At 61.5% G+C, this 25,953-nt stretch carries 24 protein-coding genes and 1 pseudogene; 10 read left to right on the plus strand and 15 right to left on the minus strand.

Going from position 1 to position 25,953, the window contains the following annotated elements; translation table 11 throughout:
• Positions 1-96: 96 nt before the first annotated feature.
• Both FD715_RS15910 and FD715_RS15915 read right to left on the minus strand, forming a co-directional pair.
• A complete protein-coding gene (locus FD715_RS15910) occupies positions 97-456 on the minus strand; it encodes a flagellar biosynthesis protein FlgN (RefSeq protein WP_223274919.1) in 360 nt (119 codons plus the stop codon).
• Complete coding sequence (locus FD715_RS15915; protein WP_147111906.1) at positions 446-727, minus strand: rod-binding protein; 282 nt, start codon at positions 725-727, stop codon at positions 446-448. Before FD715_RS15915 ends, FD715_RS15910 begins: the two co-directional genes overlap by 11 nt.
• On the opposite strand from FD715_RS15915, the gene FD715_RS15920 reads away from it, so the two are divergent.
• Together FD715_RS15920 and FD715_RS15925 are read left to right on the plus strand one after the other, a co-directional pair.
• Positions 716-2,431 carry a flagellar hook-length control protein FliK gene (locus FD715_RS15920; protein WP_147111909.1) on the plus strand — a complete coding sequence of 572 codons (1,716 nt, stop codon included), beginning with the start codon at positions 716-718 and terminating at the stop codon, positions 2,429-2,431. The two genes, FD715_RS15915 and FD715_RS15920, sit on opposite strands and share 12 nt — an antisense overlap.
• A 3-nt stretch (positions 2,432-2,434) precedes the next feature.
• Positions 2,435-3,100 carry a flagellar hook capping FlgD N-terminal domain-containing protein gene (locus tag FD715_RS15925; protein ID WP_147111912.1) on the plus strand — a complete coding sequence of 222 codons (666 nt, stop codon included), beginning with the start codon at positions 2,435-2,437 and terminating at the stop codon, positions 3,098-3,100.
• Here FD715_RS15925 and FD715_RS15930 read toward each other — a convergent pair.
• Genes FD715_RS15930 through FD715_RS15950 form a run of 5 tightly spaced genes read right to left on the minus strand, consistent with a single transcriptional unit; the run spans position 3,097 to position 8,366 of the window.
• On the minus strand, positions 3,097-4,416 hold the full coding sequence (locus FD715_RS15930; RefSeq protein ID WP_147111914.1) for an FAD-binding oxidoreductase: 1,320 nt from the start codon (positions 4,414-4,416) through the stop codon (positions 3,097-3,099). The genes FD715_RS15925 and FD715_RS15930 overlap by 4 nt on opposite strands.
• Positions 4,413-5,231 carry an ABC transporter permease subunit gene (locus tag FD715_RS15935; RefSeq protein ID WP_147111917.1) on the minus strand — a complete coding sequence of 273 codons (819 nt, stop codon included), beginning with the start codon at positions 5,229-5,231 and terminating at the stop codon, positions 4,413-4,415. Before FD715_RS15935 ends, FD715_RS15930 begins: the two co-directional genes overlap by 4 nt.
• Positions 5,228-6,103 carry an ABC transporter permease subunit gene (locus FD715_RS15940; RefSeq protein ID WP_147111920.1) on the minus strand — a complete coding sequence of 292 codons (876 nt, stop codon included), beginning with the start codon at positions 6,101-6,103 and terminating at the stop codon, positions 5,228-5,230. Before FD715_RS15940 ends, FD715_RS15935 begins: the two co-directional genes overlap by 4 nt.
• Complete coding sequence (locus FD715_RS15945; RefSeq protein WP_147111923.1) at positions 6,100-7,224, minus strand: ABC transporter ATP-binding protein; 1,125 nt, start codon at positions 7,222-7,224, stop codon at positions 6,100-6,102. The genes FD715_RS15940 and FD715_RS15945 overlap by 4 nt, the downstream gene beginning before the upstream one ends.
• A 59-nt stretch (positions 7,225-7,283) precedes the next feature.
• Positions 7,284-8,366, minus strand: a complete 1,083-nt coding sequence (locus tag FD715_RS15950) for a polyamine ABC transporter substrate-binding protein (RefSeq protein WP_147111926.1) — start codon at positions 8,364-8,366, stop codon at positions 7,284-7,286.
• A gap of 150 nt (positions 8,367-8,516) precedes the next feature.
• On the opposite strand from FD715_RS15950, the gene FD715_RS15955 reads away from it, so the two are divergent.
• The 6 genes and pseudogenes from FD715_RS15955 to FD715_RS15980 all read left to right on the plus strand — a co-directional run.
• A complete protein-coding gene (locus FD715_RS15955) occupies positions 8,517-9,914 on the plus strand; it encodes an aspartate aminotransferase family protein (protein WP_147111929.1) in 1,398 nt (465 codons plus the stop codon).
• Positions 9,915-10,116: 202 nt separating this feature from the next.
• Complete coding sequence (locus FD715_RS15960) at positions 10,117-11,217, plus strand: ABC transporter ATP-binding protein (protein WP_147111932.1); 1,101 nt, start codon at positions 10,117-10,119, stop codon at positions 11,215-11,217.
• A gap of 82 nt (positions 11,218-11,299) precedes the next feature.
• Positions 11,300-12,406 (plus strand): extracellular solute-binding protein, encoded by a 1,107-nt coding sequence (locus FD715_RS15965; RefSeq protein WP_147111935.1) that lies wholly within the window; start codon positions 11,300-11,302, stop codon positions 12,404-12,406.
• Positions 12,407-12,496: 90 nt separating this feature from the next.
• Positions 12,497-12,784 (plus strand): DUF1330 domain-containing protein, encoded by a 288-nt coding sequence (locus FD715_RS15970; RefSeq protein WP_147111938.1) that lies wholly within the window; start codon positions 12,497-12,499, stop codon positions 12,782-12,784.
• A gap of 3 nt (positions 12,785-12,787) precedes the next feature.
• The gene (locus tag FD715_RS15975) at positions 12,788-14,425 is read left to right on the plus strand and encodes an ABC transporter permease (protein ID WP_147111942.1); all 1,638 of its coding nucleotides are present in this window, start codon (positions 12,788-12,790) and stop codon (positions 14,423-14,425) included.
• Between the two features lie 12 nt (positions 14,426-14,437).
• Positions 14,438-15,316, plus strand: a pseudogene (locus tag FD715_RS15980) (ABC transporter permease); the annotation flags it as partial.
• Between the two features lie 89 nt (positions 15,317-15,405).
• On the opposite strand, the gene FD715_RS15985 reads toward FD715_RS15980, so the two are convergent.
• The gene (locus tag FD715_RS15985) at positions 15,406-16,737 is read right to left on the minus strand and encodes a lytic murein transglycosylase (RefSeq protein ID WP_147111945.1); all 1,332 of its coding nucleotides are present in this window, start codon (positions 16,735-16,737) and stop codon (positions 15,406-15,408) included.
• Between the two features lie 71 nt (positions 16,738-16,808).
• Positions 16,809-17,528, minus strand: a complete 720-nt coding sequence (locus FD715_RS15990; RefSeq protein WP_147111948.1) for a YafY family protein — start codon at positions 17,526-17,528, stop codon at positions 16,809-16,811.
• An 85-nt stretch (positions 17,529-17,613) separates the two neighbouring features.
• Here FD715_RS15990 and FD715_RS15995 point away from each other — a divergent pair, with 85 nt between their 5' ends.
• Positions 17,614-18,306, plus strand: coding sequence for a glutathione S-transferase family protein (locus FD715_RS15995; RefSeq protein WP_147111951.1), 693 nt, complete (start codon positions 17,614-17,616; stop codon positions 18,304-18,306).
• On the opposite strand, the gene rnr is transcribed toward FD715_RS15995, so the two are convergent.
• Genes rnr through dapE form a run of 4 tightly spaced genes read right to left on the minus strand, consistent with a single transcriptional unit; the run spans position 18,303 to position 22,720 of the window.
• Positions 18,303-20,558, minus strand: coding sequence for a ribonuclease R (gene rnr, locus FD715_RS16000; protein ID WP_147111958.1), 2,256 nt, complete (start codon positions 20,556-20,558; stop codon positions 18,303-18,305). The genes FD715_RS15995 and rnr overlap by 4 nt on opposite strands.
• Positions 20,559-20,589: 31 nt before the next feature.
• Positions 20,590-21,159, minus strand: coding sequence for a TIGR04282 family arsenosugar biosynthesis glycosyltransferase (locus FD715_RS16005; RefSeq protein ID WP_189799513.1), 570 nt, complete (start codon positions 21,157-21,159; stop codon positions 20,590-20,592).
• Positions 21,156-21,578: a GNAT family N-acetyltransferase gene (locus tag FD715_RS16010; RefSeq protein ID WP_147111960.1), complete on the minus strand. Its 423-nt coding sequence runs from the start codon at positions 21,576-21,578 to the stop codon at positions 21,156-21,158. Before FD715_RS16010 ends, FD715_RS16005 begins: the two co-directional genes overlap by 4 nt.
• Positions 21,575-22,720 (minus strand): succinyl-diaminopimelate desuccinylase, encoded by a 1,146-nt coding sequence (gene dapE / locus FD715_RS16015; RefSeq protein ID WP_147111962.1) that lies wholly within the window; start codon positions 22,718-22,720, stop codon positions 21,575-21,577. The genes FD715_RS16010 and dapE overlap by 4 nt, the downstream gene beginning before the upstream one ends.
• Before the next feature lie 305 nt (positions 22,721-23,025).
• Here dapE and FD715_RS16020 point away from each other — a divergent pair, with 305 nt between their 5' ends.
• Complete coding sequence (locus FD715_RS16020; RefSeq protein WP_147111964.1) at positions 23,026-24,105, plus strand: Hint domain-containing protein; 1,080 nt, start codon at positions 23,026-23,028, stop codon at positions 24,103-24,105.
• Between the two features lie 7 nt (positions 24,106-24,112).
• Here FD715_RS16020 and FD715_RS16025 read toward each other — a convergent pair whose 3' ends face one another.
• Complete coding sequence (locus FD715_RS16025) at positions 24,113-24,868, minus strand: class II aldolase and adducin N-terminal domain-containing protein (protein WP_147111967.1); 756 nt, start codon at positions 24,866-24,868, stop codon at positions 24,113-24,115.
• Positions 24,869-24,919: 51 nt separating this feature from the next.
• Positions 24,920-25,945, minus strand: coding sequence for a DNA topoisomerase IB (locus tag FD715_RS16030; RefSeq protein ID WP_223274922.1), 1,026 nt, complete (start codon positions 25,943-25,945; stop codon positions 24,920-24,922).
• Positions 25,946-25,953: the final 8 nt, after the last annotated feature.

Below are 25,953 nucleotides of genomic sequence, written 5' to 3' on the forward strand. Positions count from 1 at the left end.
ACCTGTTTTCAAGTGCACGCTTACCTTTGAAGGGAACTGCCTAACGCTTTGCTAAAAACCCCCAACCTGAAAACCGCAGATTTGAATCAATCTGTGTCACGCTCTTTTTTCGAGTGTTGTCGTTGTTTTCACGTCGACCTTTTTTCGCCGCCCGCGCGCATCATAAGTTTCAAGGGATTCGCGGACCCTGCGAATTGCAGACAACCGGCGTGCGACGGATTTCACACCTTCTGTCGCCGACTGAAGCAGATCCTGGTTTCTTTCCACCTTGTGCCGCAACTCTGCGAAACCTGCCGTTTCTGCACTTTCCAATCGACTCAGGGTTTCGACGAGATTGGTCTTCCGCTCGAACAATCGCTTCACCTCATCAAGGTTGCCAGCCAGCAACGCGGTGCGTTCGGCATCAAGCAGGTCATCGAGTTCGTCTATGACGGTCGCTATATATTCATGCGCCATTTTCACGCTCCTTAAGTGACTCAAACAGCGATTCGGCCAACCCGATGCCACCGGCCTCGACCATTTTCTCGGCCTGGGCCTGCACCAGGAATGACGAAAACTGATCTTCCCCTGCACCGCCTCCAAACGCGTCCCGACTTTCACCAAGTCCCGCTGATTTCAGCATTTCCGCCAGAAAAGCGGCTTCAAGTTTTTGCGCGGCATGACGTAACGCGGCATCGTTTGCATCCGGTTTGGTCACGATCTGAGGCTGTATCGAATGAGCTATCATCTGTGTTCCTTAGAATTCGACGGACTTTTCGCGACATTGCGGAACAGCGGTAAAGAACCGGTAACTATACGCGGGCCATTTTGTACCAAACGCGGAAGAATCCCGGAGAAATGCGTGCAACTTTTTGAAAATGGCGCCCCCAACCTGCCGACTCCCCATCACGGAGAGCGGGTCGAACGCGCAAATGGCCAGCTTGCAGATGTCTCGTTCTCGCGACATTTCGGGTCGGTCATCTCCGACATACAGCTGTCCGAAACCGTTGTGCCAACAGTCCAGACTGATCAGCAGGACGTTCTGTCAAACGAAGCGTCACCTGCCGAAGCGAAAACGGACGAGCACATCCAGCAAGTCCCCGCAATGGCCGAGCAAGAAAAGAAGACCACCACAGCGCCGCACACCGCGGCCGATCACAGTGCAGCAGAGAAGGACGGCACATTGCCTCTGGACGCGCCTGCAAACGCGTCACTTGCGACTTCGGCGCGTGACGCAGACAAACAGAATGTCGGGTATAAACCGTCACCAATTTCTGCAGTCGTTCAGGGTTTATCGACGACACAGGTCAGCAAAACCGACGACAGAGGCGCGCAGATCACTGCGCACAACACGTCGCCACGCATAACAGATGTACCGGTTGAAGGGCCGAAAACCCGGCACACCTACGTTGCCGATGTTGAGCACGTGACGAACAAAATGAACGTCGCGGTCACAGATCAAGCGGCGTCACAACAGCGGTCAGGCGCTAACCTACCGGTCAAGCAAGCCATGGCCGCCGGTAGGCTCAAGCTCCAATTGCAGCCGTCACCTGCAAACGCGTCGGGTCAAGCACAAGGCCAACCGTCCGCACAGCATCATCCCGTCGGCGCACACTGGCAGAACGGCACATATCCGGCCAAAGCGCCAACGGGCGCAACGAGTCTGCAAACAGCAGATCCCGAAAACACAAAGACCCAGCTGCAAGCACCTGGCGTCCTTGCCCGTGAAAAACACAGACTGGCAGAGGCCACGCCTCAAACCCGGACGGTCGATCGCCATTTCGCCGAATTCCAACCAGCACGCGGATCGCAGGTCATCGAGATGGTGCAGGCCAGAAATACTGCTCCGATGACCGCGGTGACACCGGATGTACTGACGGCGAACATGAAGTCTCCAACACGGGTCATGATGGCAGGCGATGCGCTGCACCGCCCCACCGTTCAAACGGACGTTGCCCAGATCGCGGATGATGTGGTGTGGGATTTACGCCCCGGCACCACCCATCCGACCACAACTATGACCGCGCAATTGCAGCGGGCCGAGTTGCCGCCGCCGATCTTGCATGCCATCGCCGAAGCCTTTCGAAAGGCGCCGGACAAACCGATTGAAATCGCACTCAACCCCACGGAGCTTGGCCGCGTGCGCCTGGTGATGACGACGCTGGAAACCGGGATGACCGTCACCATTACGGCAGACCGCGCTGATACCCTCGATCTGATGCGCAGGACAATCGACGACCTTGGCAAGTCACTGAACGCGCTGGGATACGAGGACGTCTCATTCTCGTTTCAAGGTGGGCAGAACCGGTCTGATGGTGCCGATAAGCAGCTGGAAGATGGTGCTCAGGCACGTAGCGTACCCCTGGATGACGTCGCCGACCCACAGCATGCAACTCCCAAACATACGCCCGCGCGTCTGAACGCGCCCGCTGGCATAGACATGAGGTTCTGAACCATGGACATCAATCAAGTATCTTCAAGCGCCGCGGCGCAAAACAACAGCTTGGGCACGGCAGCCACGTCGAGCGTCCTGAGTTCGGATTTCGAAGTGTTCCTGCAAATGCTCACCGCACAAGCCGAGTACCAGGATCCTCTGGAACCCATCGATTCCTCGGAATACGCGGCGCAGCTTGCACAGTTTTCGATGGTCGAGCAGCAGGTCATGACAAATGACCTGATGCAAGAGATGCTCTCCGCCCTTGGCGCGAATGACATGGCCAGCGCGGCAAACTGGATCGGCATGGAGGCGTTGGTGCAAGGGCCCGTCAAATATGAGGGAGCGCCCGTAACCATCGCACCCAATCCGCCGGTCGCCGCCGATGAAGTCACTTTGATCGTCACCAATGCGCAAGGAACCGAGGTTGCGCGTCACAGCATGCCACTCAGCGCAGAACCCTATGTCTGGGATGGCAAAACTCCGGCAGGTACGACCTTGCCGCACGGGGAATACACATTGCAGATTGAAAGCGCCGCGAACGGCGAGACCTTATTGACGGAACCCGCCCTCGCCTACAACCGCGTCACCGAAGCACGCATCGACAACGGATCGACCCTGCTGGTGCTGAACAGCGGCTATATGGTGCTGGCACAGAACGTGACCGGGCTACGCGAACCGACCTAGGGCAAGGCGTCCGCTGCTTTCAGCGCCATATATACGCCGGGCATTAGAACCCTGCGGAAGCCACCAAGCGGAAACCTCTTTGCGGGACGCGCAACGACGGCTGGAATACGGACTGGCTGTGAACCGTGCACAAGGCGCGCAAGCATCCCGCCGCAATGAAGACCCATCGCGACGCCGTTGCCGTGATAGGCGAACCCCGCAAACACACCAGACATACCCGGAACGGCACCCACAAATGGAACCCTGTCTCGTGCCAGGCACACGAGGCCGGACCAGCCATGCGTCACCTCTACATCGGACCACGCCCTAAACATCCGCCTGAAATCACGCAAAACAGCGGTGTGTGCTGCGCGCTCAGCCACTGGTGACGCACGCAACCCCCCGCGCATCCCAAACAGAAACCTGCGATCCGGCATGAGGCGGAAGTAATGCAGCAGATTGCGGGTGTCATACGCCATCTGATCACTGGTCCAGCCCTGCGCTTCCAATTCCTCCGACGTTAGGGGACGCGTCACGATCACCGACGATTGCGCCGGCATGTAACGCCCCGCCATCCAATCCGGCACATCCTCACTCGAATACCCGTTGGTCGCGATCACGATCTGTGGTGCATGCAAGGTGCCTTGCGTGCCGATGACGCGTCCGGGCGCAATGTCCATTGCTGCCGTATCTTCGTAAATCGCAACCCCATGCGCCACGCAGGCTTGCACCAAACCGGCCAAAAGCTTGCGCGGGTTGAGGCCAAAGCCAATCGGAACTGTCAGGCCACCGTGAAACGGCCCGGACATTCCTTCCACCGCCAGATCGGTGGCGGACAGAAACTCAGGCTCAACGCCATAGTTCTCCCGGACCGCCTGCATATGACCGCGCAACGCGGCGACATCCCGTGGCCGATGCGCGAGACAGGTCTCACCGGCAGAATGGCGATCCACATCCAGACCAAGCTCGGACACAAGCCGGTCAGCACCCTCCACCGCTTCGCGTTCCGTCTGCCGCCATTCCCGCCGCGCCGCCACACCGTAATGGAGGTCCAGGCCCGCGTCACTGCGCATGCTGCCGCCCAAACAGGAAAATCCACCGTTGCGTCCAGACGCCCCCCAACCGACGGTCGATGCCTCCAGCACCGCCACTTGCGCGCCTTGTTGGGCAAGGGCCAGTGCAGCGGCCAGGCCGGTAAATCCTGCGCCCACAATCGCGACATCGCATCTCGCCTCGCCCGTCAGCTTGGGAAAGCCCGGCAGTTCGGCTGTCTCATCCCACCAGCATCCGGCACGCGGACCGTCCCCATACGCAAAGCTGGAAAAGATGCGTTTCACGCCGCGCGCGCGGCGGCTTGCTCGTCCCGCTTGGCGCGCAATGCGGCATGTTTCGAGGCGAGCGACGCCGCAATGACACCGACCGTCACCAGACCGATCAGAATGGTGCTCAGTGCATTGATCTCGGGGCTAACGCCAAGGCGGACGGACGACCAGATCTTCATCGGCAGGGTCGTCGCCGACGGCCCCGAGGTGAAGGAGGCAATCACCAGATCATCCAGGCTGAGCGTAAAGGCCAGAAGCCACCCCGAGATCACCGCAGGCGCGATGATCGGCAGTGTCACAAGGCGAAACGCATCCCACGGCGACGCGCCCAGATCAAGGGCAGCCTCCTCAAGCGACCGATCAAAACTGACCAGACGTGACGACACCACGACCGACACAAAGCACATGGAAAATGTCGTATGCGCCAGCACGATGGTCAGCACACCACGGTCCAGGCCCAGACCGATAAACAGCAACAACAGCGACAGCCCGGTGATCACCTCGGGCATCACCAGAGGGGCATAAATCATCCCCGAAAACAGCGTGCGCCCCATGAACCGACCGCCCCGGACCAGGACATATGCGGCCATCGTTCCAAGGACGGTCGCGATGGTCGATGAAATCACGGCCACCCGCAGCGTCACCCAAGCAGCATCCAGAAAGGCATCGTTCGACAGCAACTCGCCATACCATCTGGTGGAAAATCCGGCCCAGACCGTGACCAGCTGCGACGCGTTGAAGCTGTAGATCACGAGGATCAGCATCGGCACATACAGGAACACAAAGCCCAGCGTCAGCGATACGACATTGAACGGGGACAAGCGGGTCATGAGCCGTCCTCAACCTGCTTCTGCTCATTGCGCTGGAACAGCACAATCGGGATAATCAGGATCAATAGCAGGATCACGGCCACCGCCGACGCCACCGGCCAGTCGCGGTTGGAGAAGAACTCCTCGAACAGCACCTTGCCGATCATCAGCGTGCCAGACCCGCCCAGCAGGGACGGGATCACGAACTCGCCCAGCGCGGGGATGAACACCAGGAAACAGCCCGCAATGATCCCGTTGCGCGACAGCGGAATGGTGACAAGCCAGAACGCCCTGATCCGCGAACATCCCAGATCCTCCGCCGCCTCGATCAATGACCCATCAAGCCGATCCAGAGCCGAATAGATCGGCAGGATCATGAAGGGCAGGTAGGTGTAGACGATGCCGATATAGACCGCGATGTTCGTATTCAGGATGGTCAGCGGCGCATCAATGATCCCGATCCACAGCAGGAACTGGTTCAGAAACCCCTCGCCCGACAGGATGCCCACCCACGCGTAGACGCGGATCAGGAACGACGTCCAGAACGGCAAGATCACCAGCATCAGAAGCGTCGGCCGCCACTGCTCCGGCGCGCGGGCCATGGCATAGGCCATCGGGTACCCCACCAGCAGTGTCAGAACGGTCGAAATCAGCGCGATCTGCAGCGAACTGACATAGGCTTTCCAATAGAGATCGTCTTGGGTCAGAAAGACGAAGTTCTCGAAATCCAGTTGCGACAGCATGGTCCAGATGCCGTCCTTGGCCGTGGGCGTATAGGGCGGTATGGCCAGCGCGATGTCCGACAACGAGATTTTGAAGACCACCGCGAACGGGATCAGGAACAGCGCCAGCAGCCAGAAATAAGGCACCGCTATGAGGACCGCGCGCCTCATTCCGCGAGCAAGACCCCTGCGGTCTTGGACCAGCTGACCCAGACCGGGTCTTCCCAAGTGAAATCCCGGCGCGAGATGCGGCGCGTGTTGGCGACCTGCGCCTTGATGATGTCACCCGTGGGAAGTTCCACGTGATAGGTCGACAGGTTGCCCAGATAGGCGATGTCCAGCACCTTGCCCTGCACGGCATTATCGGCCTCGGGCTTGTCCTTGTAGATCGCCACCTTCTCTGGCCGGATGGCCAAGTGACAGGTCTGGCCGGTCGAAAACGACCGTGTGCTTGCCGCTTGCACAGGCGCCTCATTGGCCGACCATGTCACGGCATAGGTCTCGTCGCCCGACGGCGTCGCCGTCCCGTGCAGCAGGTTCACGTCCCCAATGAAATCCGCGACGTAGACACTGTCGGGCGCTTCATAGATCCGCTCGGGGGTAGAGACCTGCATCACACGCCCCTCGTCCATCACCGCGACACGGCTGGCAACGGTCATCGCCTCTTCCTGATCATGGGTGACGATGACAAAGGTCGTGCCGGTCTTTTCCTGAATATCCATCAGCTCGAACTGCGTCGCCTCGCGCAGTTTCGCATCGAGCGCGCCCAACGGCTCATCCAGCAACAACAGCTTTGGCGCCTTCGCCAGCGACCGGGCCAGCGCAACACGCTGCCGCTGGCCGCCGGAAATCTGGTGCGGTTTGCGGCGGGCGAACTTTTCCAGCCGCGTCAGCTTCAGCATCTCTTCGACACGCGCGGCAATGGCCGCCTTGTCCTTGCTCTCGCGCCGCAGGCCAAAGGCAATGTTGTCCCAGACGGTCAGGTGCGGAAACAGCGCATAGGACTGGAACATCATGTTCACCGCCCGCTTGTTCGCCGGCACCCCGGCGATGTCCTGACCCGCCAGCTCAATCGCCCCTTCGGTCGGGTTCTCGAACCCCGCCAGCATCCGCATCATCGTCGTCTTGCCGCAGCCCGACGGGCCCAGCAGGGCAAAGAACTCGCGCTCAAAGATGTCGAGGGTCAGGTCGTCGATGGCGGTGAAGTCGCCAAACCGCTTGGTCACGTTGCGAAACCGGATCAGCGGTTTTTCAGTCGGGTCGTCCCAGGGGGCGAAAACAGTCTCTGCCAAAGGGGAATCCGTTCAAAAGAAGTAGAGCGCGAAGGGAACCTCCGCGCCCGAAATCAGGCTCAGGTGCCTGACTTGATCTTGGTCCAGGTGCGCGTCAGGTTGCGCTGATCGCGCGCGCCCCAGGGTGTCACCGTGTACAGGTTTTCAAGCGCCGCTTCGTCCGGGTAGATCGCGGTGTCGCCGATCACATCCTCAAGCAGAAACTCTTTGGATGCCGCGTTGCCGTTGGCGTAGTAAACATAGTTCGACGCCTGCGCCATGTTCTGCGCATCCATGATGAAGTTCAGGAATGCATGGGCACCTTCAGGGTTCGGCGCATCCGCCGGGATCGCCATCTGGTCAAACCACATCAGCGCGCCTTCTGTGGGCGCGGTGTAGGCAATGTCGACACCGTTTTCCGCTTCGGCCGCGCGGTCGCGGGCCTGCAGAATGTCGCCCGACCAGCCAAAGGCCACGCAGATGTCACCGTTGGCCAACGCGTTGATGTATTCAGACGAATGGAATTTCTGAATGTAGGGACGGACGGCCATGATCACTTCTTCGGCCTTGGCCAGATCGTCCTGGTCCTTGGAATCCGATGGCAGACCGGCATAGGTCAGGGCCGCCGGGATCATCTCTGTCGGGGCGTCCAGGAAATGCACACCGCAAGCGGCCAGCTTTTCCATATTGGCCGGATCAAAGATCAGCGAAAGCGATCCGATTGGTGCATCCTCACCCAGAATTTCCGTGACTTTGCCGGTATTCACGCCAAGGCCAGTGGTGCCCCACATGTAGTTGATCGAATAGGCATTGTCGGGGTCGTAGGTCGCAGTCCGTTCTTCGATCACGTCCCACATGTTTTCGAGGTTCGGCAGCTGCGATGTATCGAGCGGTTGAAAGACGCCCGCCGCGATCTGGCGTTGCAGGAACGTGCCGGTTGGCACCACGACGTCATAGCCGGACGACCCGGCCAGCATCTTGGTTTCCAGCACCTCGTTGCTGTCGAATACATCGTAGATCAGATTGATGCCCGTCTCTTCCTCAAACTTGGTCAGCAACTCTTCATCGATGTAGTCGGACCAGTTGTAGACGCGCACATCTTCCGCAGCGGCAGCACCCGCGAGGGCAATGGCTGCGACCGTGCTCAGCATAGTCGGTTTCATGATAAACTCCCCGTATCACGCCCGGTAACCCCGGGTCAGCATGTATGAAAACAAGTTTTGTCTCACGCGTCCAGCGGGATTGCACATGCCGCATTGACGGCGCAGGCGTTGCCCATATTCTCGGCACGTTGCTCTAGCCCCGAGGTGCCCATGCCCGCCATCACCAACCACCTGCCCACGTCAGAATTGCAAGCGCTGGACGCGGCCCACCACATGCACCCGTTCACGGCAGGCGGGGAACTGGCGGCCAAAGGCGCGCGGGTGATCACGCGGGCCAAGGACGTGTTCCTGTACGACAGCGATGGGAACGAGATCCTCGACGGCATGGCGGGTCTGTGGTGCGTGAACATTGGCTACGGGCGCAGTGAGTTGGCCGACGTGGCCGCACGGCAGATGCGCGAACTGCCCTACTACAACACCTTCTTTCAGACGACCCACGTGCCTGCCATTGCGCTGGCCCAAAAGATCGCGGAACTGGCGCCCGGTGATCTGAACCACGTCTTCTTTGCCGGGTCCGGGTCCGAAGCGAACGACACCAACCTGCGCATGGTCCGGACCTATTGGGCGCTCAAGGGCAAGCCGGACAAGCAGATCGTGATCAGCCGGAAGAACGCCTATCACGGCTCGTCCGTCGGATCGGGCAGCCTGGGCGGCATGACGGCCATGCACGCGCAAGGTGGTATGCCGATTCCGGGCATCGTCCATATCGACCAGCCGAACTGGTGGGCTGAAGGTGGCGATATGACGCCAGAGGAGTTTGGTGTTTCGCGCGCGAAACAACTGGAGGTTGCGATCCTGGAGCATGGTGAGGACAACATCGCTGCGTTCATCGCCGAACCGATCCAAGGTGCGGGCGGCGTAATCATCCCGCCCGAGACCTACTGGCCCGAAATCCAGCGCATCTGCGACAAATACGAGATCCTGCTGATTGCGGACGAGGTGATCTGTGGCTTTGGCCGAACCGGCAACTGGTTCGGCTCGCAAACCCTTGGAATCAAGCCGCACATCATGACCATCGCCAAGGGTCTGTCGTCCGGCTACCAGCCCATCGGCGGCTCCATCATCTGCGACGAAGTGGCAGAGGTCATCGGCTCAGGCGAGTTTAACCACGGCTACACGTACTCTGGCCATCCGGTCGCCGCGGCCGTCGCGCTGGAAAATCTGCGCATCCTCGAAGAAGAGAACGTGCTGGACCACGTTCGAAACGTTGCCATGCCCGCCCTGCACGAGATGTGGCATGGCCTCGCTGACCACCCGCTTGTCGGCGAAACGACGATCACCGGCATGATGGGATCGCTCGCGCTCACCCCGCACAAAGACAACCGCGCCAAGTTCGCGATGGAGGCAGGAACCGCCGGCTTCATGTGCCGCGAGCGTTGCTTTGCCAACAACTTGGTGATGCGGCACGTCTATGACCGCATGGTGATCTCGCCGCCTCTGATCATCACCCCCGACGAGATTGCGGAACTGGGCCGCCGCGCCCGGATGGCGCTGGACGAATGCTATGCCCAGTTGAAAGACGGCGACATGCTCACGCCCGCAGCGTGAGCCAATGTGCTTTGATTCCATGCGATTGCCGCCTGCAGTGCGCGGGCACATGACCTGAAAACGCACATCAATGCAGTGATTCCGACCGGATTGGGCTACCAAATCCGCTTTTGTGTCATAGTTGGTTGCAATGCGCGGGCGGCCCCGGTTTAGTTTGCGCAAAGCGGCGGCGTCAGATCGCCACAAGAACGGGGAGCCAAGTTTGGCCAACACTGCGACCGACCAGGCGTTCGTCGAATTCGAACGCGTGCAGAAAAGTTATGATGGCGAGATCCTCGTCGTCAAAGATCTCAACCTCTCCATGCCCAAGGGCGAGTTCCTGACGATGCTCGGGCCGTCCGGGTCCGGCAAGACGACCTGCCTGATGATGCTCGCGGGGTTTGAGACGGCCACCCACGGCGAGATCAAGTTGGACGGTCGCCCGATCAACAATATCCCGCCGCACAAGCGCGGCATTGGGATGGTGTTTCAGAACTACGCGCTATTCCCGCACATGACGGTGGCTGAAAACCTGAGCTTTCCGCTGGAAGTGCGCAAGGTCGGAAAGTCCGAGCGCGAGGAAAAGATCATGCGCGCTCTGGGTATGGTGCAGATGCAGGATTTCGCAGGGCGCCGTCCGGCGCAACTGTCCGGCGGGCAGCAGCAGCGGATCGCGCTGGCCCGCGCGCTGGTGTTTGAACCGGAACTGGTGCTGATGGACGAACCGCTGGGCGCGCTCGACAAGCAACTGCGCGAGACCCTGCAATTCGAGATCACACGGCTGGCCCACGATCTGGGCATCACGACCGTCTACGTGACCCACGACCAAACCGAAGCGCTGACCATGTCGGATCGGGTTGCCGTATTTGACGACGGTCGGATCCAGCAATTGGCCCCGCCGGATCAGCTGTATGAAGAGCCCGAAAACAGTTTCGTTGCGCAGTTCATCGGTGAAAACAACACGCTGATGGGCAAGATCAGCAAGATCACTGGCGACCAGTGCGAGGTCACGCTCGACGATGGCGAAATCATCGACGCAAAGCCCGTGAACGTCACCGAAGTCGGTCAACGCACCCGCGTTTCCATCCGCCCCGAACGGGTCGAGATGAACAAGGAACGACTCAGCCCGGATGCCCACACGCTCAAGGCAGAGGTGCTGGAATTTATATATATGGGCGACATCTTCCGCACGCGCCTGCGCGTCGCCGGAAACGATGATTTCGTCATCAAAACACGCAACGCCCCGGATCAGGTCCGCCTGACACCGGGCACCCAGATCGACATCGGGTGGTTGCCACAGGATTGCCGGGCGCTGGACGCCTGAGCATGGGGAAGAAGGTTTGGGCTGCGCCCGTGGTCCGACCTTCGCGACAATTCAAACGGGCGTTAACAATGGGAGTAAGTTCATGAAACTCACCAAGACCCTACTTGCCACAACGGCTTTGACGGTCGCCACCGGCACCGCATTCGCCGATGATATGGCCAACGACATGACCCTTGTCAGCTGGGGCGGTGCCTACCAGAACAGCCAGCAAAAGGCCTATGTTGAGCCCTACCTGGAAATGAACCCCGGCGTCACTGCCGTTTGGGACGAAAGCTCGGCCGAGGCCGTGGCGAAACTGCGCGCTATGAACGAAGCCGGCAGCATCACATGGGACGTCGTTGACGTTGTGGCCGCTGACGCGATCCGCCTGTGCGACGAAGGTCTGGCGCTGGAGATCGACCCGGACGAGGATTTGGCCGCGGCCCCCGACGGCACATCGGCAACGGACGACTTCGGTGACCTGCTGGTCAGCGACTGCTTTATCCCGCAGATCGTGTACTCGACCACCTTCGGCTACCGCACGGACCTGGTTGGCGACACCCCTCCGACAGAGGTCTGCGCGGTCTTCGACACCGAGACCTATCCCGGCAAGCGGTCGCTTGAAAAGCGTCCGATCAACAACATGGAATGGGCGCTGCTCTGTGACGGCGTGGCCAAGGACGACGTTTATGACGTGCTGGCGACCGACGAAGGTCAGCAACAGGCGCTGGACAAGCTCGCCACCATCAAGGACGACGTGATCTGGTGGTCCGCCGGTGCCGACACTCCGCAACTGCTGGCCGATGGCGAAGTGATCATGGGCTCGACCTATAACGGTCGTCTGTTCGCCGCGATCGAAGAGCAGGACCAGCCTATCGGCATGCTCTGGGACGCGCAGGTGTTCGACCTTGACGGTTGGATCATCCCTGCCGGTCTGAGCCCCGAACGCGAAGCACGTGCGCGTGACTTCATCAAGTTCGCGACCGACACGCAGCGTCTGGCAGATCAGGCCAAGTACATCTCGTACGGTCCTGCCCGCGCATCGTCTGCCCCGCTGGTGGGTCAGCACGCGGAACTGGGCATCGACATGGCGCCACATATGCCGACCGACCCGGACAACGCCGCGAACACGTTCCTCTATAACTACGAGTTCTGGGCGGACTACCGCGACGACATCGACGCCAAATTCCAGGCGTGGCTGGCGCAATAAGCCACGGTTTGGCGGACGACACGTCCGCCTTACTGCACACAAATCGTAAGGCGGGGGTGTCCCCCGCCTTGCTCACCAGGGGGAACGAGAATGCCAAAAGGCTACATCATCGGCCACATTACCGTGAACGACCCGGAGGCGTACAAGGAGTACGTCGAAAAGGACACGCCGATCCTGCTGTCCCACGGCGCTGTGCCACTGGTCCGCGGCGGCGACGCCCAGTCGATGGAAGGGCCGGAGTTTTCCCGCCACGTCGTCTTTGAATTCCCGACCTACGAGGCCGCTTTGGCAGCCTATAACGACCCCGAATACCAAGAGGTCATGAAGATCCGCCACCGCACCGCGACCTCCATGATCGTAGTCGCGAAAGGGGCCTGACCCATGGCCGAGGTTATGCAAGCCGCTGATGGCACGCCGCTGAAACGCAGCCTCGCCCGCGCCCTGCGGCGCCAGAAAATGCGCGCGCTGGCCCTGATCGCGCCGCTTCTGCTCTTTGTGCTCATCACCTTCATCGTGCCCATTGCCTCGATGCTGTTCCGATCGGTCGAGAATGACATTGTCGCCAACACGCTTCCCTACACGGTCGAGGCGCTGGCGGATTGGGATGCGACAGGCACCGACCTGCCGCCCGCACCGGTGTATGAGGCGATGTTTTACGACATGTTCCTCGCCTCGGAAGCCAAGCGGCATACCCGGCTTGGCACCCGGCTGAATTACGAGACAACCGGCATGTCATCCCTGTTCCGCCAATCGGGGCGCAACATGGATGATATTGCTGATCTGTCCTATGAACCGCTCGAAGACCTGGATGACGCATGGGACGACGGCGAAACCTGGTACGCGCTGTTCAACACGCGTGGCGTGTCCGACACCACGCTGTTGGATGACCAACGTAAACGGGTTGCACGCCTGTCCGGCGCCGCGGCGGATGCAGAGATCAACTTTGCACCGGACGCAGAGGTGTCTGCCTTGCTCCCGCTGGCGGCACGCGAATACACGGCCTGGGCCGTTTTTGTCGCGACCCAGAACAATCGCGACCCCGCCGAACGTGATCCATGGGAATCGGTGGCACCTGCCCTCGTCACCGACCTGCAGCGCGCCGATCTCTCTGGCTATGTTGGACCGGCTGCCGACATGTTGCGCGCGGCCCAGCAGGCGAACCTGCCTGTCCCCGATTTCACGCAGGAATTCGGCGCTATGGACGAAGACTGGGCCTCGCTTGAGCCCTGGCAAACCATTCAGACGCATTCAGGCACGTATACGTCCGGCTATTTCCTGAACGCAATCGACGCCCAAAAAACACCGGATGGTGTCGCCTGGCAGCCTGAAGAAAAGCAGATCCTTCTGACGCTTTTTGGTCGGACGATCTGGATGTCGCTGCTGATCACCTTTTCCTGTATCGCACTTGGCTATCCCATCGCGTGGCTTCTGGCGAACCTGCCGATGCGTCAAGCCAACGTGCTGCTGATCCTCGTCCTCTTGCCCTTCTGGACGTCACTGCTGGTGCGCACATCCGCGTGGAAGGTCATGCTGCAGCAGCAGGGGGTGATCAACGATGTGCTGGTCTGGATCGGTCTTGTGGCTGATGACGGGCGGCTGATCATGATCAACAACCAGTTCGGCACCATTGTCGCCATGACGCATATCCTGCTGCCGTTCATGATCCTGCCGATGTATTCGGTGATGCAGACCATTCCGCCCAGCTACCTGCGCGCTGCGAAATCATTGGGCGCCACCAACTGGACCGCCTTCTGGCGCGTCTACTTCCCGCAATCGGTGCCCGGCATCGGCGCGGGCAGTATCCTCGTCTTCATCCTGTCCATCGGCTACTACATCACACCCGAGATTGTGGGCGGCACCAAAGGCGTCTTCATCTCGAACCGGATCGCCTTCCATATCTCGTCATCACTCAACTGGGGACTGGCGGCCGCGCTTGGTACCATCCTGCTGGCGGCGGTGCTGGTGCTCTATTGGGCCTATGACAAGATCGTGGGCATCGACAACGTGAAGCTGGGGTAATCGACCATGGGCCTTCCTCCATATGCCACGCTGGGACAGCGCATCTGGTACTACAGTTTCCGGGTGATCTGCGGGCTGATCTTCTTCTTCCTCGTGGCACCCATCGTCGTGGTCATGCCGCTCAGCTTCAACGCGCAGGACTTCTTCACCTTCACGCCAGAGATGCTGCGGCTGGACCCCGAGGGGTACTCGCTCAAGCACTACCGCGACTTCTTTACCAACCCGCAATGGCAACTGGCGCTGAAGAACTCACTGATCATCGCCCCTCTGGCAACGATTATCTCGGTCACCCTCGGCACGCTCGCAGCCATCGGCCTGAGCCAAAGCCACGTGCCGTTCAAAGGGGCGATCATGGCCATCCTGATCTCGCCCATGATCGTGCCCCTGATCATCTCTGCGACGGGCATGTTCTTTTTCTACGCGCAACTCGGCAATTGGATGGAGGGCACGCTTGGCCTCGACAAGGGGTTCGTGGGCTATGTCAAAGTCATCCTCGCGCACGCGGTGCTGGGAATCCCCTTCGTCATCATCACTGTCACCGCCACGCTGGTGGGCTTCGACCGCTCCCTGACACGTGCAGCCGCCAACATGGGTGCAGGGCCGGTGACGACATTCTTCCGCGTGCAGATGCCTCTGATCCTGCCCGGCGTGATCTCGGGTGGCCTCTTCGCCTTCATCACATCCTTTGACGAGGTAGTGGTGGTGCTCTTCGTCGGCTCCGCAAGCCAGAAAACGCTGCCGTGGCAAATGTTCATCGGCCTGCGTGAACAAATCAGCCCGACGATCCTCGCCGTGGCGACCATCCTCGTTGTGATCTCAATCGCGCTGCTCACCACCGTCGAACTGCTCCGCCGTCGCAGTGAACGGCTCAGGGGCATGTCGCCCGGCTGACCCTTTCTTCTGTCTGAAGATACTTCGGAGGAGTCCTCAGGACGGGGGCAGAGCCCCATAAAAAATGTCGTCGCGCAGCGGCCTTTGGATCAGCGTAACCTGTTCAGCAGTCCAAGCGACGCATATCCATCGGCCGCCAACCCTTGCGACTGCTGAAACGCACGTACCGCATCCAGCGTCTTGGGCCCAATCCGACCATCAATGCCTTGCGTGCTGAACCCTGCCGCCGTCAACCGACGCTGCATCTCCTTGCGTTCGGAATACGTCAGCGCCCGATCCCCGCGCGGCCAATCGCCACGAAACGGCTGCGCGCCGCCGATCCGGTCGCTCAGATGGCCAATGCCGATCACGTAGGCATCGGCACTGTTGTAGCGCTCGATCACTCCGAAATTGTCAAAGATCATCAGAGCCACGCCTTGCCCACCGGCAGGCAGCAGAATGGCGGCCGGGCCGTGATCGCGCACGGGCTTTCCGTTCACTCCGACAACGCCCAAACGCGCCCACTCCGCCGGGCTGCGCGTGTTCTTGCGATTGGCTGAAGCGTAGTTGAAATTGTCGGGCAGGGTCACCTCGACACCCCAAGGCTGCCCCTTGGTCCAACCAAACCTGGCCAGATAGGCAGCGGTCGAGGCGAGGGCATCCGTCGGATCGTCTGACCAGATGTCACGCTTTCCATTCCCGGTGAAGTCGACCGCATGCTCAAGATAAGAGGTCGGCATGAACTGCGTATGCCCCATCGCGCCGGCCCATGATCCTGTCATGTTTCGAGGCGATGTGTCGCCGCTTTGCAGGATGGTCAGGGCCGCGATCAGCTGTGCCTCGAAAAACGCGCCGCGCCGTCCGTCATAGGCCAGCGTGGCCAGGCTGCGGATCACGTCATTGCTGCCGCGCACGGCACCGAAGGCGCTTTCAAGACCCCAGACGGCGACCACGACTTCCTTTTCCACGCCGTAGCGCGCCTCGATCGCGTCGAGCGTGGTGGCATGCTCGCGCAGCGCCGCCTTACCGTTGCGCACGCGGCTGTCGGACACGGCGCTGTCCAGATAATCCCATATCGTCTTGGTAAATTCAGATTGGTTGCGGTCCCGCTTGATCACGTCGGGATCGTAGCGCACACCAGCAAAGGCGCGATCAAAGACGGCACCGCTGATCCCCTGATTGCTTGCGCGCGCACGAAACCCGCTGATCCAATCCTGAAAACCGGCATCCGCCGCAGCCTGCTCGGCCAACGCGACGGGGCGCGCCTGTGGTCTTGCCACGGACGGTTGCGCAATCACGACCGGATCAAGCGATTGCGCCCGACTGACCGTGTCAGCAACCGGCCTGACCTCTGGCCTGATGGACGACGGCGCGGGTTGCGCCAGTGCCGAACCAAAAACGAAAATGGCGCTGCCCGCGCCCAGGGTGATTGCCCACCGCATGTTTTGCCTCTTTTTGTCGCCTGCTTTCTTTTGTTTCCAATGTAGCGACAATACCGATTCCGGCAAAGGGATCAGTCACAGTGAGCGCGGTCCTTTGCCACCTCGTCCACTTCGGCCCGGATGCGGGCCAGGTGATCGCGCAGAAGCGAGACGCGGTGCGGGCGAAAGCTTTGGTCCGTGACGCGCAGGTCGTCCATGCGGTCGAGGCGGAACACGCGGAAGTCCTCTCGCAGGTGGCACCACGCCAGCAGCACGTTGGTGTTTTCCATGTAGACGATGCCCAGCGGCTTGACCGTCCGTTCTGTCTGATCCCCCTTGGCGTCCTGGTAGGCGAAGTGCACGCTCAGTTCATCCCACGCCGCTTGACGCAAGGTGCCCACGTCAATGCGTGGCGGGTCGGGTCGCCAATAGCGGCGCGCATCCAGCACCGCATGTTTGAGCCTGTGTGCCTGTTTCGGGGGCACGCGCGCCTGGATCTTGGCCAGGGCCGAGGTCGCCGCCTTGGCCAGGGCCGGGTCGGCAATCACAGCCACGTCGCGCAAGCCCAGAACCAGCGCCTCCAGCTCGTCATCCTCGAAGCCCAGCGGCGGCAGCGACGCGTCCTCGATCAGGGTAAACCCGAACCCAGCTTCCCCGTCGATCACGGCGCCCAGCCCCCGCAACTCGTCAATGTCTCGGTAGATCGTGCGCAGCGACACGTCCATTTCATGCGCCAGCGATTGCGCCGTAATGGGCGGCGTAAGGCGGCGCAGGGTCTGCATCAGTTGGAACAGGCGATGGGTTCTGGTCATGTCCTCGACACTATCACATGTCCTGCCAGTTTCTGACAGCACGAGCCGATATCACAGCCCCAGATTGTTCACCCAGGAGAGAAAGATGCTGACACTTGTGACTTACCCTCCCGCCTTTGGACAGCCCAGCGGCAGCCCGTTCTGCGTCAAGGCGCTGTACCTGCTGAACCTGTCCGGCCTGCCCTGGCAGCGTAAGGACACCGCCGATCCGCGCAACTGGCCTAAAGGCAAACTGCCTGCGTTGTGGGTCGATGACGAGATCATTGGTGACAGTGACAACATTCGCACGTGGCTGGAAGAACGCGGCGCGCATTTCGATGCGGGTCTGAGCGATCTGGACCGCGCCACCTCGCGCGCGTTTATCCGCATGGCCGAGGAGCACATGTACTTCCACATTGTCTTGGACCGTTGGGGGGACAAGGCCGTTTGGCCTTTGGTTAGAGACACATATTTCGCCACGATCCCGGCCTTTCTGCGCAAGTTTATCTCGCGCGGGATCCGGCGGGTGTTGTTGCGGGGCATGGATGCGCAGGGGCTGGGCCGCCTGACCGCGGGCGAGCGGTTGGAGCGGATCGAACCCGATCTGCGGGCGATCACTGACCGGTTGTGGCACGGACCGTTCCTGTTTGGCGCGCAGCCCAGCGCGGCCGATGCCAGCGTTGCCGCTATGCTGGGCGCCATGGCGTCCACGCCCGGCGGCACGGCCCTGTCGCGGCGGGTTAGTCAGGATGTGATGCTGGTTGATTACATGCGTCGGGTCGAGGCGGCGCTGGGTTAGCGGCGCTTGCGGCTGACCTTGCGCTGAGCCTTGTCGGACCGGCGTTTCGCCTTGGCAGGTTTGCGGCGCGGGCTGCGGCCTGCCGGGCTTTGTCGCCCGCGCGGCAGTGATTGACCGTCAAGCGCGAGCAACTCCAGCGCGATCCCGCCTGTGACCGGTACAGCCTCTGCCAAGCGTACCGTTGCGCGTTGCCCAAGGCTGATGATCATGCCTGTATCGGACCCCATCAACGTGTTCGCCTCGCGGTCGAAATGGAAGTATTCGGCCCCGATGGACCGCATGGGCACAAGGCCGTCCGCGCCGCTGTCGTCCAGCTTCACGAAGATGCCGAACTTGGCAATGCCCGCCACGCGGCCCTCCATCTCGTCCCCCACCCGCTCGCTCAGATAGGCGGCCAGGTAGCGATCTGTCGTGTCCCGCTCGGCCACCATCGACCGGCGTTCGGTGTCCGAGATGTGCGTGCCTGTCTTATCCAGCGCCTCGATGTCTTCCGGCGTCAGACCGTCATCGCCCCACCCATGGGCCGCCGCCAGCGCACGGTGCACGATCAGGTCAGCATAGCGCCGGATGGGCGATGTAAAATGTGCATAGCTGCGCAGAGCAAGGCCGAAATGGCCGAAGTTTTGCGGGCTGTAGTAGGCCTGTGTCATCGACCGAAGGGTCGAAATATTGATCAGCTCGGCATCCTCGGTGTCCGCGGCCTGCGCCAGCAAGCGGTTCAGATGCGCCGTCTTCAACACCTGCCCTTTGGCGAGGTTTAGGCCCGCAGCCTGCGCCGTCTCCCGCAGGCTGTCCAACTTGTCGGGCGACGGTTCCTCGTGCACGCGGAAGAGGAGCGGCGATTTCTTGGCAATCAGCGTCTCAGCCGCTGCGACATTGGCCAGCACCATGAACTCTTCGATCAGGCGGTGGGCATCCAGCCGTTCCTTAAACGCGACGGAGCGGACGGTGCCGTCGTCGTCCAGTACGATCTGGCGTTCGGGCAGGTCCAGTTCCAGCGGCTGGCGTTTCTTGCGCGCCTCGACCAACGCGGCGTAGGCAGCATAAAGCGGGCGCAAAACAGGCTCTAACAAAGGCTCTGTCCGCTCATTCGGGTGCCCGTCGATGGCGGCCTGCACCTCTTCGTAGTGGAGCGAGGCCGGTGACCGCATCAGACCGCGGTGAAAGCTGTGCCCGATCTTTTCGCCCTGCGCGTCGATCTGCATGCGCACTGCGATGCAGGCGCGGGGCACGCCCTCGTGCAGTGAACACAGATCACCCGACAGGCGGTCCGGCAGCATCGGCACAACCCGGTCGGGGAAATAGGTGGAGTTGCCCCGCTTCTTTGCCTCGCGGTCCAGGGCAGAGCCGGGCGTCACATAGGCCGCCACGTCGGCGATCGCGACCCAGATGATGTGCCCGCCCGCGTTCTTTGGGTCATCATCGGCGTGGGCATAGCAGGCATCGTCGTGGTCGCGCGCATCCGATGGGTCGATGGTGACAAGCGGCATGTCCCGCAGGTCATCGCGCCCCTTCAACCCTTTGGGTTTCTGGGCATCCGCTTCGGCGATCACGGCATCGGGAAAAGCGTCGGGAATGCCGTGTTCGTGGATCGCAATCAACGACACGGCCTTTGGCGCGGACGGATCGCCCAGCCGGTTTACGACGCGAGCGCGTTGAAGGCCGATACGCCCGCGCGGTCCCGCCTGTTCGGCCTCGACCAACTCGCCATCCTTGGCGCCGTGCGTGGCACCCGCGGGCACCAGCCACTCCTTGTCGCTGCCCTTGTCGATAGGCACGATCCGACCGCCTTCTGCCCCGGTGCGAAACACACCAAGGATGCGGCGCGGGTTGGTGCCGATCCGACGGATAAGTCGCGCCTCGTAATTGTGGTCCTCGTCCCGGACGAGGGTGAGGCGCGCCAGAATGCGGTCGCCCTGTCCCAAAGCGGGATCAGAGGCGCGTGGCAGAACCAGTATTTTTGGCTCCACCCCTTCGCCCTGCCACTCCATGGGTTGGGCAAACAGGTCACCATCCGCATCTGGCCCCGTCACCTGCAACACGCTGACGGGTGGCAAGCGGTCAGGGTCCTGATAGGTCTTCTTGCGCTTTTCCAGATGCCCCTCGGCCTCAAGCTCTTTCAACTGACGCTTGAGGTCAATCCGCGCGGCACCCTTGATGCCAAAGGCCTTCGCGATGTCGCGTTTTGCAGTAAGGGTGGGATTTGCGGAAATCCAGTCGAGGATCTCGGGCTTGCTTGGAATACGGCTCATGAGGCCGAGGTAGCACGGGTGCGTGCAAGCGTCATGGCAAATCGTCGGCGGTGTCCACGTCGGCCAGGGTTTCGACCAGCGCGACCCGGTCCAACCCCAACGCCGCACGGCTGTCGGAAAGCGCGTGTTCGGTTGACCAGCGCACCCCATCAAGGGCCGTTTTTTTCAATTTAGAGCCTGTTTTTACCCCGATCAGCCAGTATCCCCCATCAGGTGCGGGACCAAAGACCGCGTCATGCGACCCGAGTGCTGAAAAGGCTGCGGAAATGCGCTGTGGCGTGATGCCGGGAATGTCTGCGCCAATGACGCAGACGGGGCCACGTGCCCGGCGCATCATGCGGATCATCCGGTCGCCAAGGTTGCCCCGCCCCTGCGGCCACCGTTCAAACCGCGCAGGCCAAACGCGCGACTGCATCCCCTCATGATCTGGTGCGACCGCCAGCACGACACGCCAACGGGGGTCCTCGATGCGTCGCAGGAGGCGGCGGACTTGATGCCGGAACCACCAGGCTGCCGTGATCATGCCGATGTTGCGGCCCAGGCGGGTCTTGACCCGGCCCGGATGCGGCACCTTGAGCATCACGACCAATGTAGGCCTCAAAGGGGCCGCTCCATATCGCGGTGCGGAATGCCTGCGTCGTCGTAGACCGGCCCGAATGCGGCAAAGCCAAGCCGTTCATAAAAGGCGAGCGCGTGGGTTTGCGCGCCCAGTTTTGCCTTTGTTAGACCCTGTTTTTCACGCGCTACATCCAGGCACGCCTTGATAAGGGCCGCGCCGAGGCCAGTGCCACGGGCGGTTTTCAGAACGCAGACCCGCCCGATCTTGGCCGTAGTGCCGTCGATCAGGATGCGCGCGCATCCGGCCGGTTTGCCGTCGAGGCGTGCCAGCACGTGCAATGCCTCGCCGTCCCGGCCATCCACCTCGTCCGCTTCGCTCACGCCCTGTTCTTCGATGAACACGGTGCGGCGCAATGCTTGGCAGGTTGCCACGTCGTCAGTCTGTTCAATCGTCCAGGTCACGCGAAATAATCCCGCAAGATACGGCCGTAGATCGACTTGAGCTGTCGGATATGGGCGACGTCCACATGCTCATCCACCTTGTGCATCGACTGACCAACGAGGCCAAACTCGACCACCGGGCAGTGATCTTTGACAAAGCGCGCGTCGGACGTGCCGCCTGACGTGCTGAGGACTGGCGTGACGCCGGTTTCCGCCTCGACCGCCCGCGCAACAAGGTCAGAAAGAGCACCGGGCGGGGTCAGGAAGCTTTCGCCGGACACTTTGACCGTCACGTCAACCTCTACCCCGAAGGCGACGGCAACCGCATCGGCCTGCGCCCTGAGCCACGCCATCAGGCTGTCGCCGGAATGCCTGTCGTTGAAGCGTATGTTGACGGTGGCGCGGGCCTGCGCAGGGATGACATTGGTGGCCGGGTTGCCGGTGTCGACCGTCACCACCGCCAGCGTGGACGCATCGAAGTGATCCGTCCCCTGATCCAGTTCGTGGCTGGCCAACTGGTCCATCAGACGCATGAGCGGCGGCAGCGGGTTCTTGGCCCGGTGCGGATAGGCCGAGTGCCCCTGCACGCCGGTGACGGTAAACCACGCCGTCAAGGATCCGCGGCGCCCGATCTTCATCATCTCGCCCATCGTCTCGGGGCAGGTCGGCTCGCCCACGAGGCAGACGCTCATCGCTTCGGCCTCCGCCTCCATGTAAGACAGCAGGGCGGTGGTGCCGTCGGTCGCGTCACCCTCCTCGTCCCCTGTGATGGCTAGGATCACGGCGCCGTCGGGGGGCGTGTCGGTCACGAAATCCACGGCAGCGGCGGCAAAGGCGGCGACGCCTGATTTCATATCCGTCGTGCCGCGCCCGTACATGATGCCGTTACGCTGCTGCGCACCAAAGGGTGGCGCGGTCCAGTCATCGGGGTTGCCGATAGGCACGACATCCGTGTGCCCGTTGAACCCAAAGGTGCGGGCATGTCCTTTGGGGCCGAAGCGCGCAAAGAGGTTGCGGATGCCGCCGCGATCCGCCCAGGCGCAGTCAAAGCCCGCGTTGCTGAGCAGCGAATGCAGGATATCCAGCGCCCCTTCGTCCGCCGGGGTCACGGACGGGCACCGCACAAGATCAGCGGTCAGCGCAACGGGATCGACAGGGGGCATGAGCGGGTCCTTTGGCATGGCATGTGGCGAAAAGGACGCGATATCCGCACCTTGCGCTGCACGCACAGTTAACAGCCCGCAAAATCCTGTGCTAGGGTCATCGCAACAATATGACCTGAGGCAAGGCATCAGCAGTTTGGTTTCAAAACGCATTTGCCGGTACGCGACCACCGACCCGTCGGTGTCGCTTGGTCCGACGTCCTTGCTGTCCATAACGAAGTCACAGGCATGGTGACGCCAGTGACGCGCATGATCCCAAAACTGATGACAGCGCAGAAAACACGCGTGGTCAGGAGCACGGCAGCATGACGTGGCTTGGCGTCACAGATCGTAGGGCTGGCCGCTTTGCATCGGCAGGCTTGGGCGACAACAACCAGTCCAACCCGGTCGGACCGCTGATTGAACGCGGCACACTGATGTTCGAGGTAGGTACTGTTGATGGCGCAAAGCCCTATGACCTGATCGGAATTTCAGCCGCTGCCCCATGGCGGCGTGCGTTGAGTTTTCAGAGCGTACCCGGCGGGGGCATCGCGCTGTTGCATCGGCACGGCACCAACATCACGCAGGCGGCCATGCGCTGGCCCGATGATGGGTGCGCGCAAACCACCCGCGTGACCTATGCCTGGGATGCGCCTAATGGCTGGGGCAGGCTGGCGCTTGAACGGCCCGGCACTGGTGACATCCGCCAACGGCATGTACATCTTCCGCGCCCACTGGTCGCGGACGACATGCGCGATCTGATGCTGGCAGACCCGGCACGCACCCTTGCGGACGACGTCCTGTTTGCAGGCGTCAGCACCGCGATAGAGCCGCTTGGCCCCATGCCATCCATCCATCCCGACACCCCTGTCGCGACGCCTGGCGGCTATCGACCTGCGAGCGACCTGCAGCGCGGCGATACAGTGATCACCGACAAGGGCGAGACTGTGCCCGTGCTGCATGCGGTGCGTCATACCGTGCCGGCGCGCGGCAGCTTTGCCCCCATCCGCCTGCGCGCGCCCCACTTCGGACTGCAGCGCGACATTGTCGTTGCGACAGAACAGCGCCTTGTTCTGCGCGGATCGGAGGTTGAATACACCTTCGGTCAGGAAGCAGTGGTGGTGGCCGCAAAACACCTGATCAACGGCAAAGGCGCGTGCCGACACAGCGCCGCCAGCACCGTCGATTATGTGCAGGTCATCCTGCCCGGGCATGACACGTTGATCGCCGCAGGATGTGCGCTTGAAAGTCTCTTGATCGGGCGGATTAGACGCGATGCGGCACGACTGGATGCCAGCATCCTGTCAGGTATCCCAAGTCGCCTGCTTCCGGAACATGCTTGCCCATTCTATCACGCGCTGAGTGCGTTCGAGGCGACAACCCTTGTCGATCAACGTGCGGCCTGAAGGGTCGTCAACTGGCGTAGTTTGACCCTTCCTCATCCAGAATGGCCTTGAGTTCTGCCAGATGGCGAAGGTCCTGCTCGGGATAATTCTCGATCTCTTGCGCCGTCTTTTCGGCGACGTCGTCCGGGATCAGACGCAGGGGCTTGCCCGTCTGCAACGCCAGCAGATACGTCTGGCAGGCCCGCTCGAAATAGAACATCCGGTTGAAGGTTTCGGCCACCGTATCCCCGATGACCATGATGCCGTGATTGCCCATGACCATCACCTTTTTCTTCGGATCATCGAACAGCTTGGCGCAACGCTCGCCCTCTTCCTCGAAGGCAAGCCCGCCATACTGTTCATCCACCACCACACGGTTGAAGAACATGCACCCGTTCTGATCGACCGGAGGCAGGGTACTGTCGGCCAAGGCCGCAAGCGCTGTGGCATAGGGGGAGTGCACGTGCATGGCGCAGCGGGCGTGGGGGCAATGGCGGTGCATCCCGCCATGCAGGCCCCACGCCGTCGGGTCCGGCGCGTCTGGGCCTTCCATGCTGGCGGGGTCGTTGGCATCGACCACAATCAGGTCTGACGCCTTGATGCGCGAAAAATGCATCTGGTTAGGGTTCATCAGGAATTTTGTGCCGTCGTCGTTGATGGCGAGGGAAAAGTGGTTTGCGACCGCCTCGTGCATGTTCAGGCGCACGGTCCAGCGGAAGGCTGCGGCCAGGTCGACGCGGTCCTGCCAATTGTCCATGTTCGGGCGAATCTGAGTGACAGTCATGCGGCTCTCCCTTGGTTTGGGCCAAAGCCTGCACGGCGCAGGGCCGTCGGATCAAGCCAAAAGGGCCAGAAGCGCCCGCTCGGGCAGGCGGAGGCCGACGGGGCGGTCGGGCGTGTCCACCCGCGTGTCGGACCCCGCAAGCGCGATCACTTCGGGGTGGATATAGCTGTTGCGGGCAATTGTCGGAGTGTTGTGCAGGACCTCGGCAGCGGCCTGGGCCATCTCCTTGATCGTGACCTGTCCGTCTGCGCGCAACACCGTATCAAGTGCTGAGGCCGAGCCGTTCCAGGTCCGAAACGTCTTGGCCGTCAGCCCGTCGCGCCCGGTCGCATCGCGCAGCCAGGCGTTGACCTGTTCCGGCCCTAGTTGACGCACGGCGCCGACATTATCCTCGTATTGCATCAACGCGCCACCCGGCAGATCGCCCATCCGTTCGAGTGCCCGGTTCAGGGTGCGGTCGCTGAATTGCTTGCGCACCCGTTGCCCGCCCTTGGCCCGGTAGTCGAGCCGCACGCGATTGCCATCGAGGCGCACATGCCGCCCGCGCAAGGTCGTCGCGCCATAGGTGTCGTTGTCCGTAGCGTAATCCGGCGTGCCGACGCGCAGCGACGCCTTGTCCATCAGGCGCAGGGTCGCGGCGATGGCAAACTCCTCGTCCCGCTCGCTTTGGGTCAGTGCCTCCTGCACGCGCCGCCGGATCCGGGGCAGCGCCTGCCCGAAGGCCGCCAGATAATCAAACTTGGTCCGCGCGCGGAAGCTCATGTAGTCCGGGTGATAGCGGTATTGCTTGCGGGTCCGCGCGTCATAGCCGGTTGCCAACAGATGGCCATTGGCACGCGGGCTGATCCACACATCTTCATATGCGGGCGGAACGGCAAGCGCCTCGATCCGCTTACGCTCCGCCCCGTTGTCGATGCGCGTGCCGTCGGGCGCGATGTAGCTGAACCCCCGGCCCGCACGCCTGCGTGTGATTCCCGGCTGGTCATCGGCATACCAGATCAGACTGTCGGGGATATCTGCGTGCAGTGACATGCAGGCAGAACGCAGCCGCTGCGTGGCGGTTCCTTGCGCTGTCATCCGAATAT

The organism is Tateyamaria sp. syn59, from assembly GCF_007995245.1.
In the GTDB taxonomy this organism is placed as follows: domain Bacteria; phylum Pseudomonadota; class Alphaproteobacteria; order Rhodobacterales; family Rhodobacteraceae; genus Tateyamaria.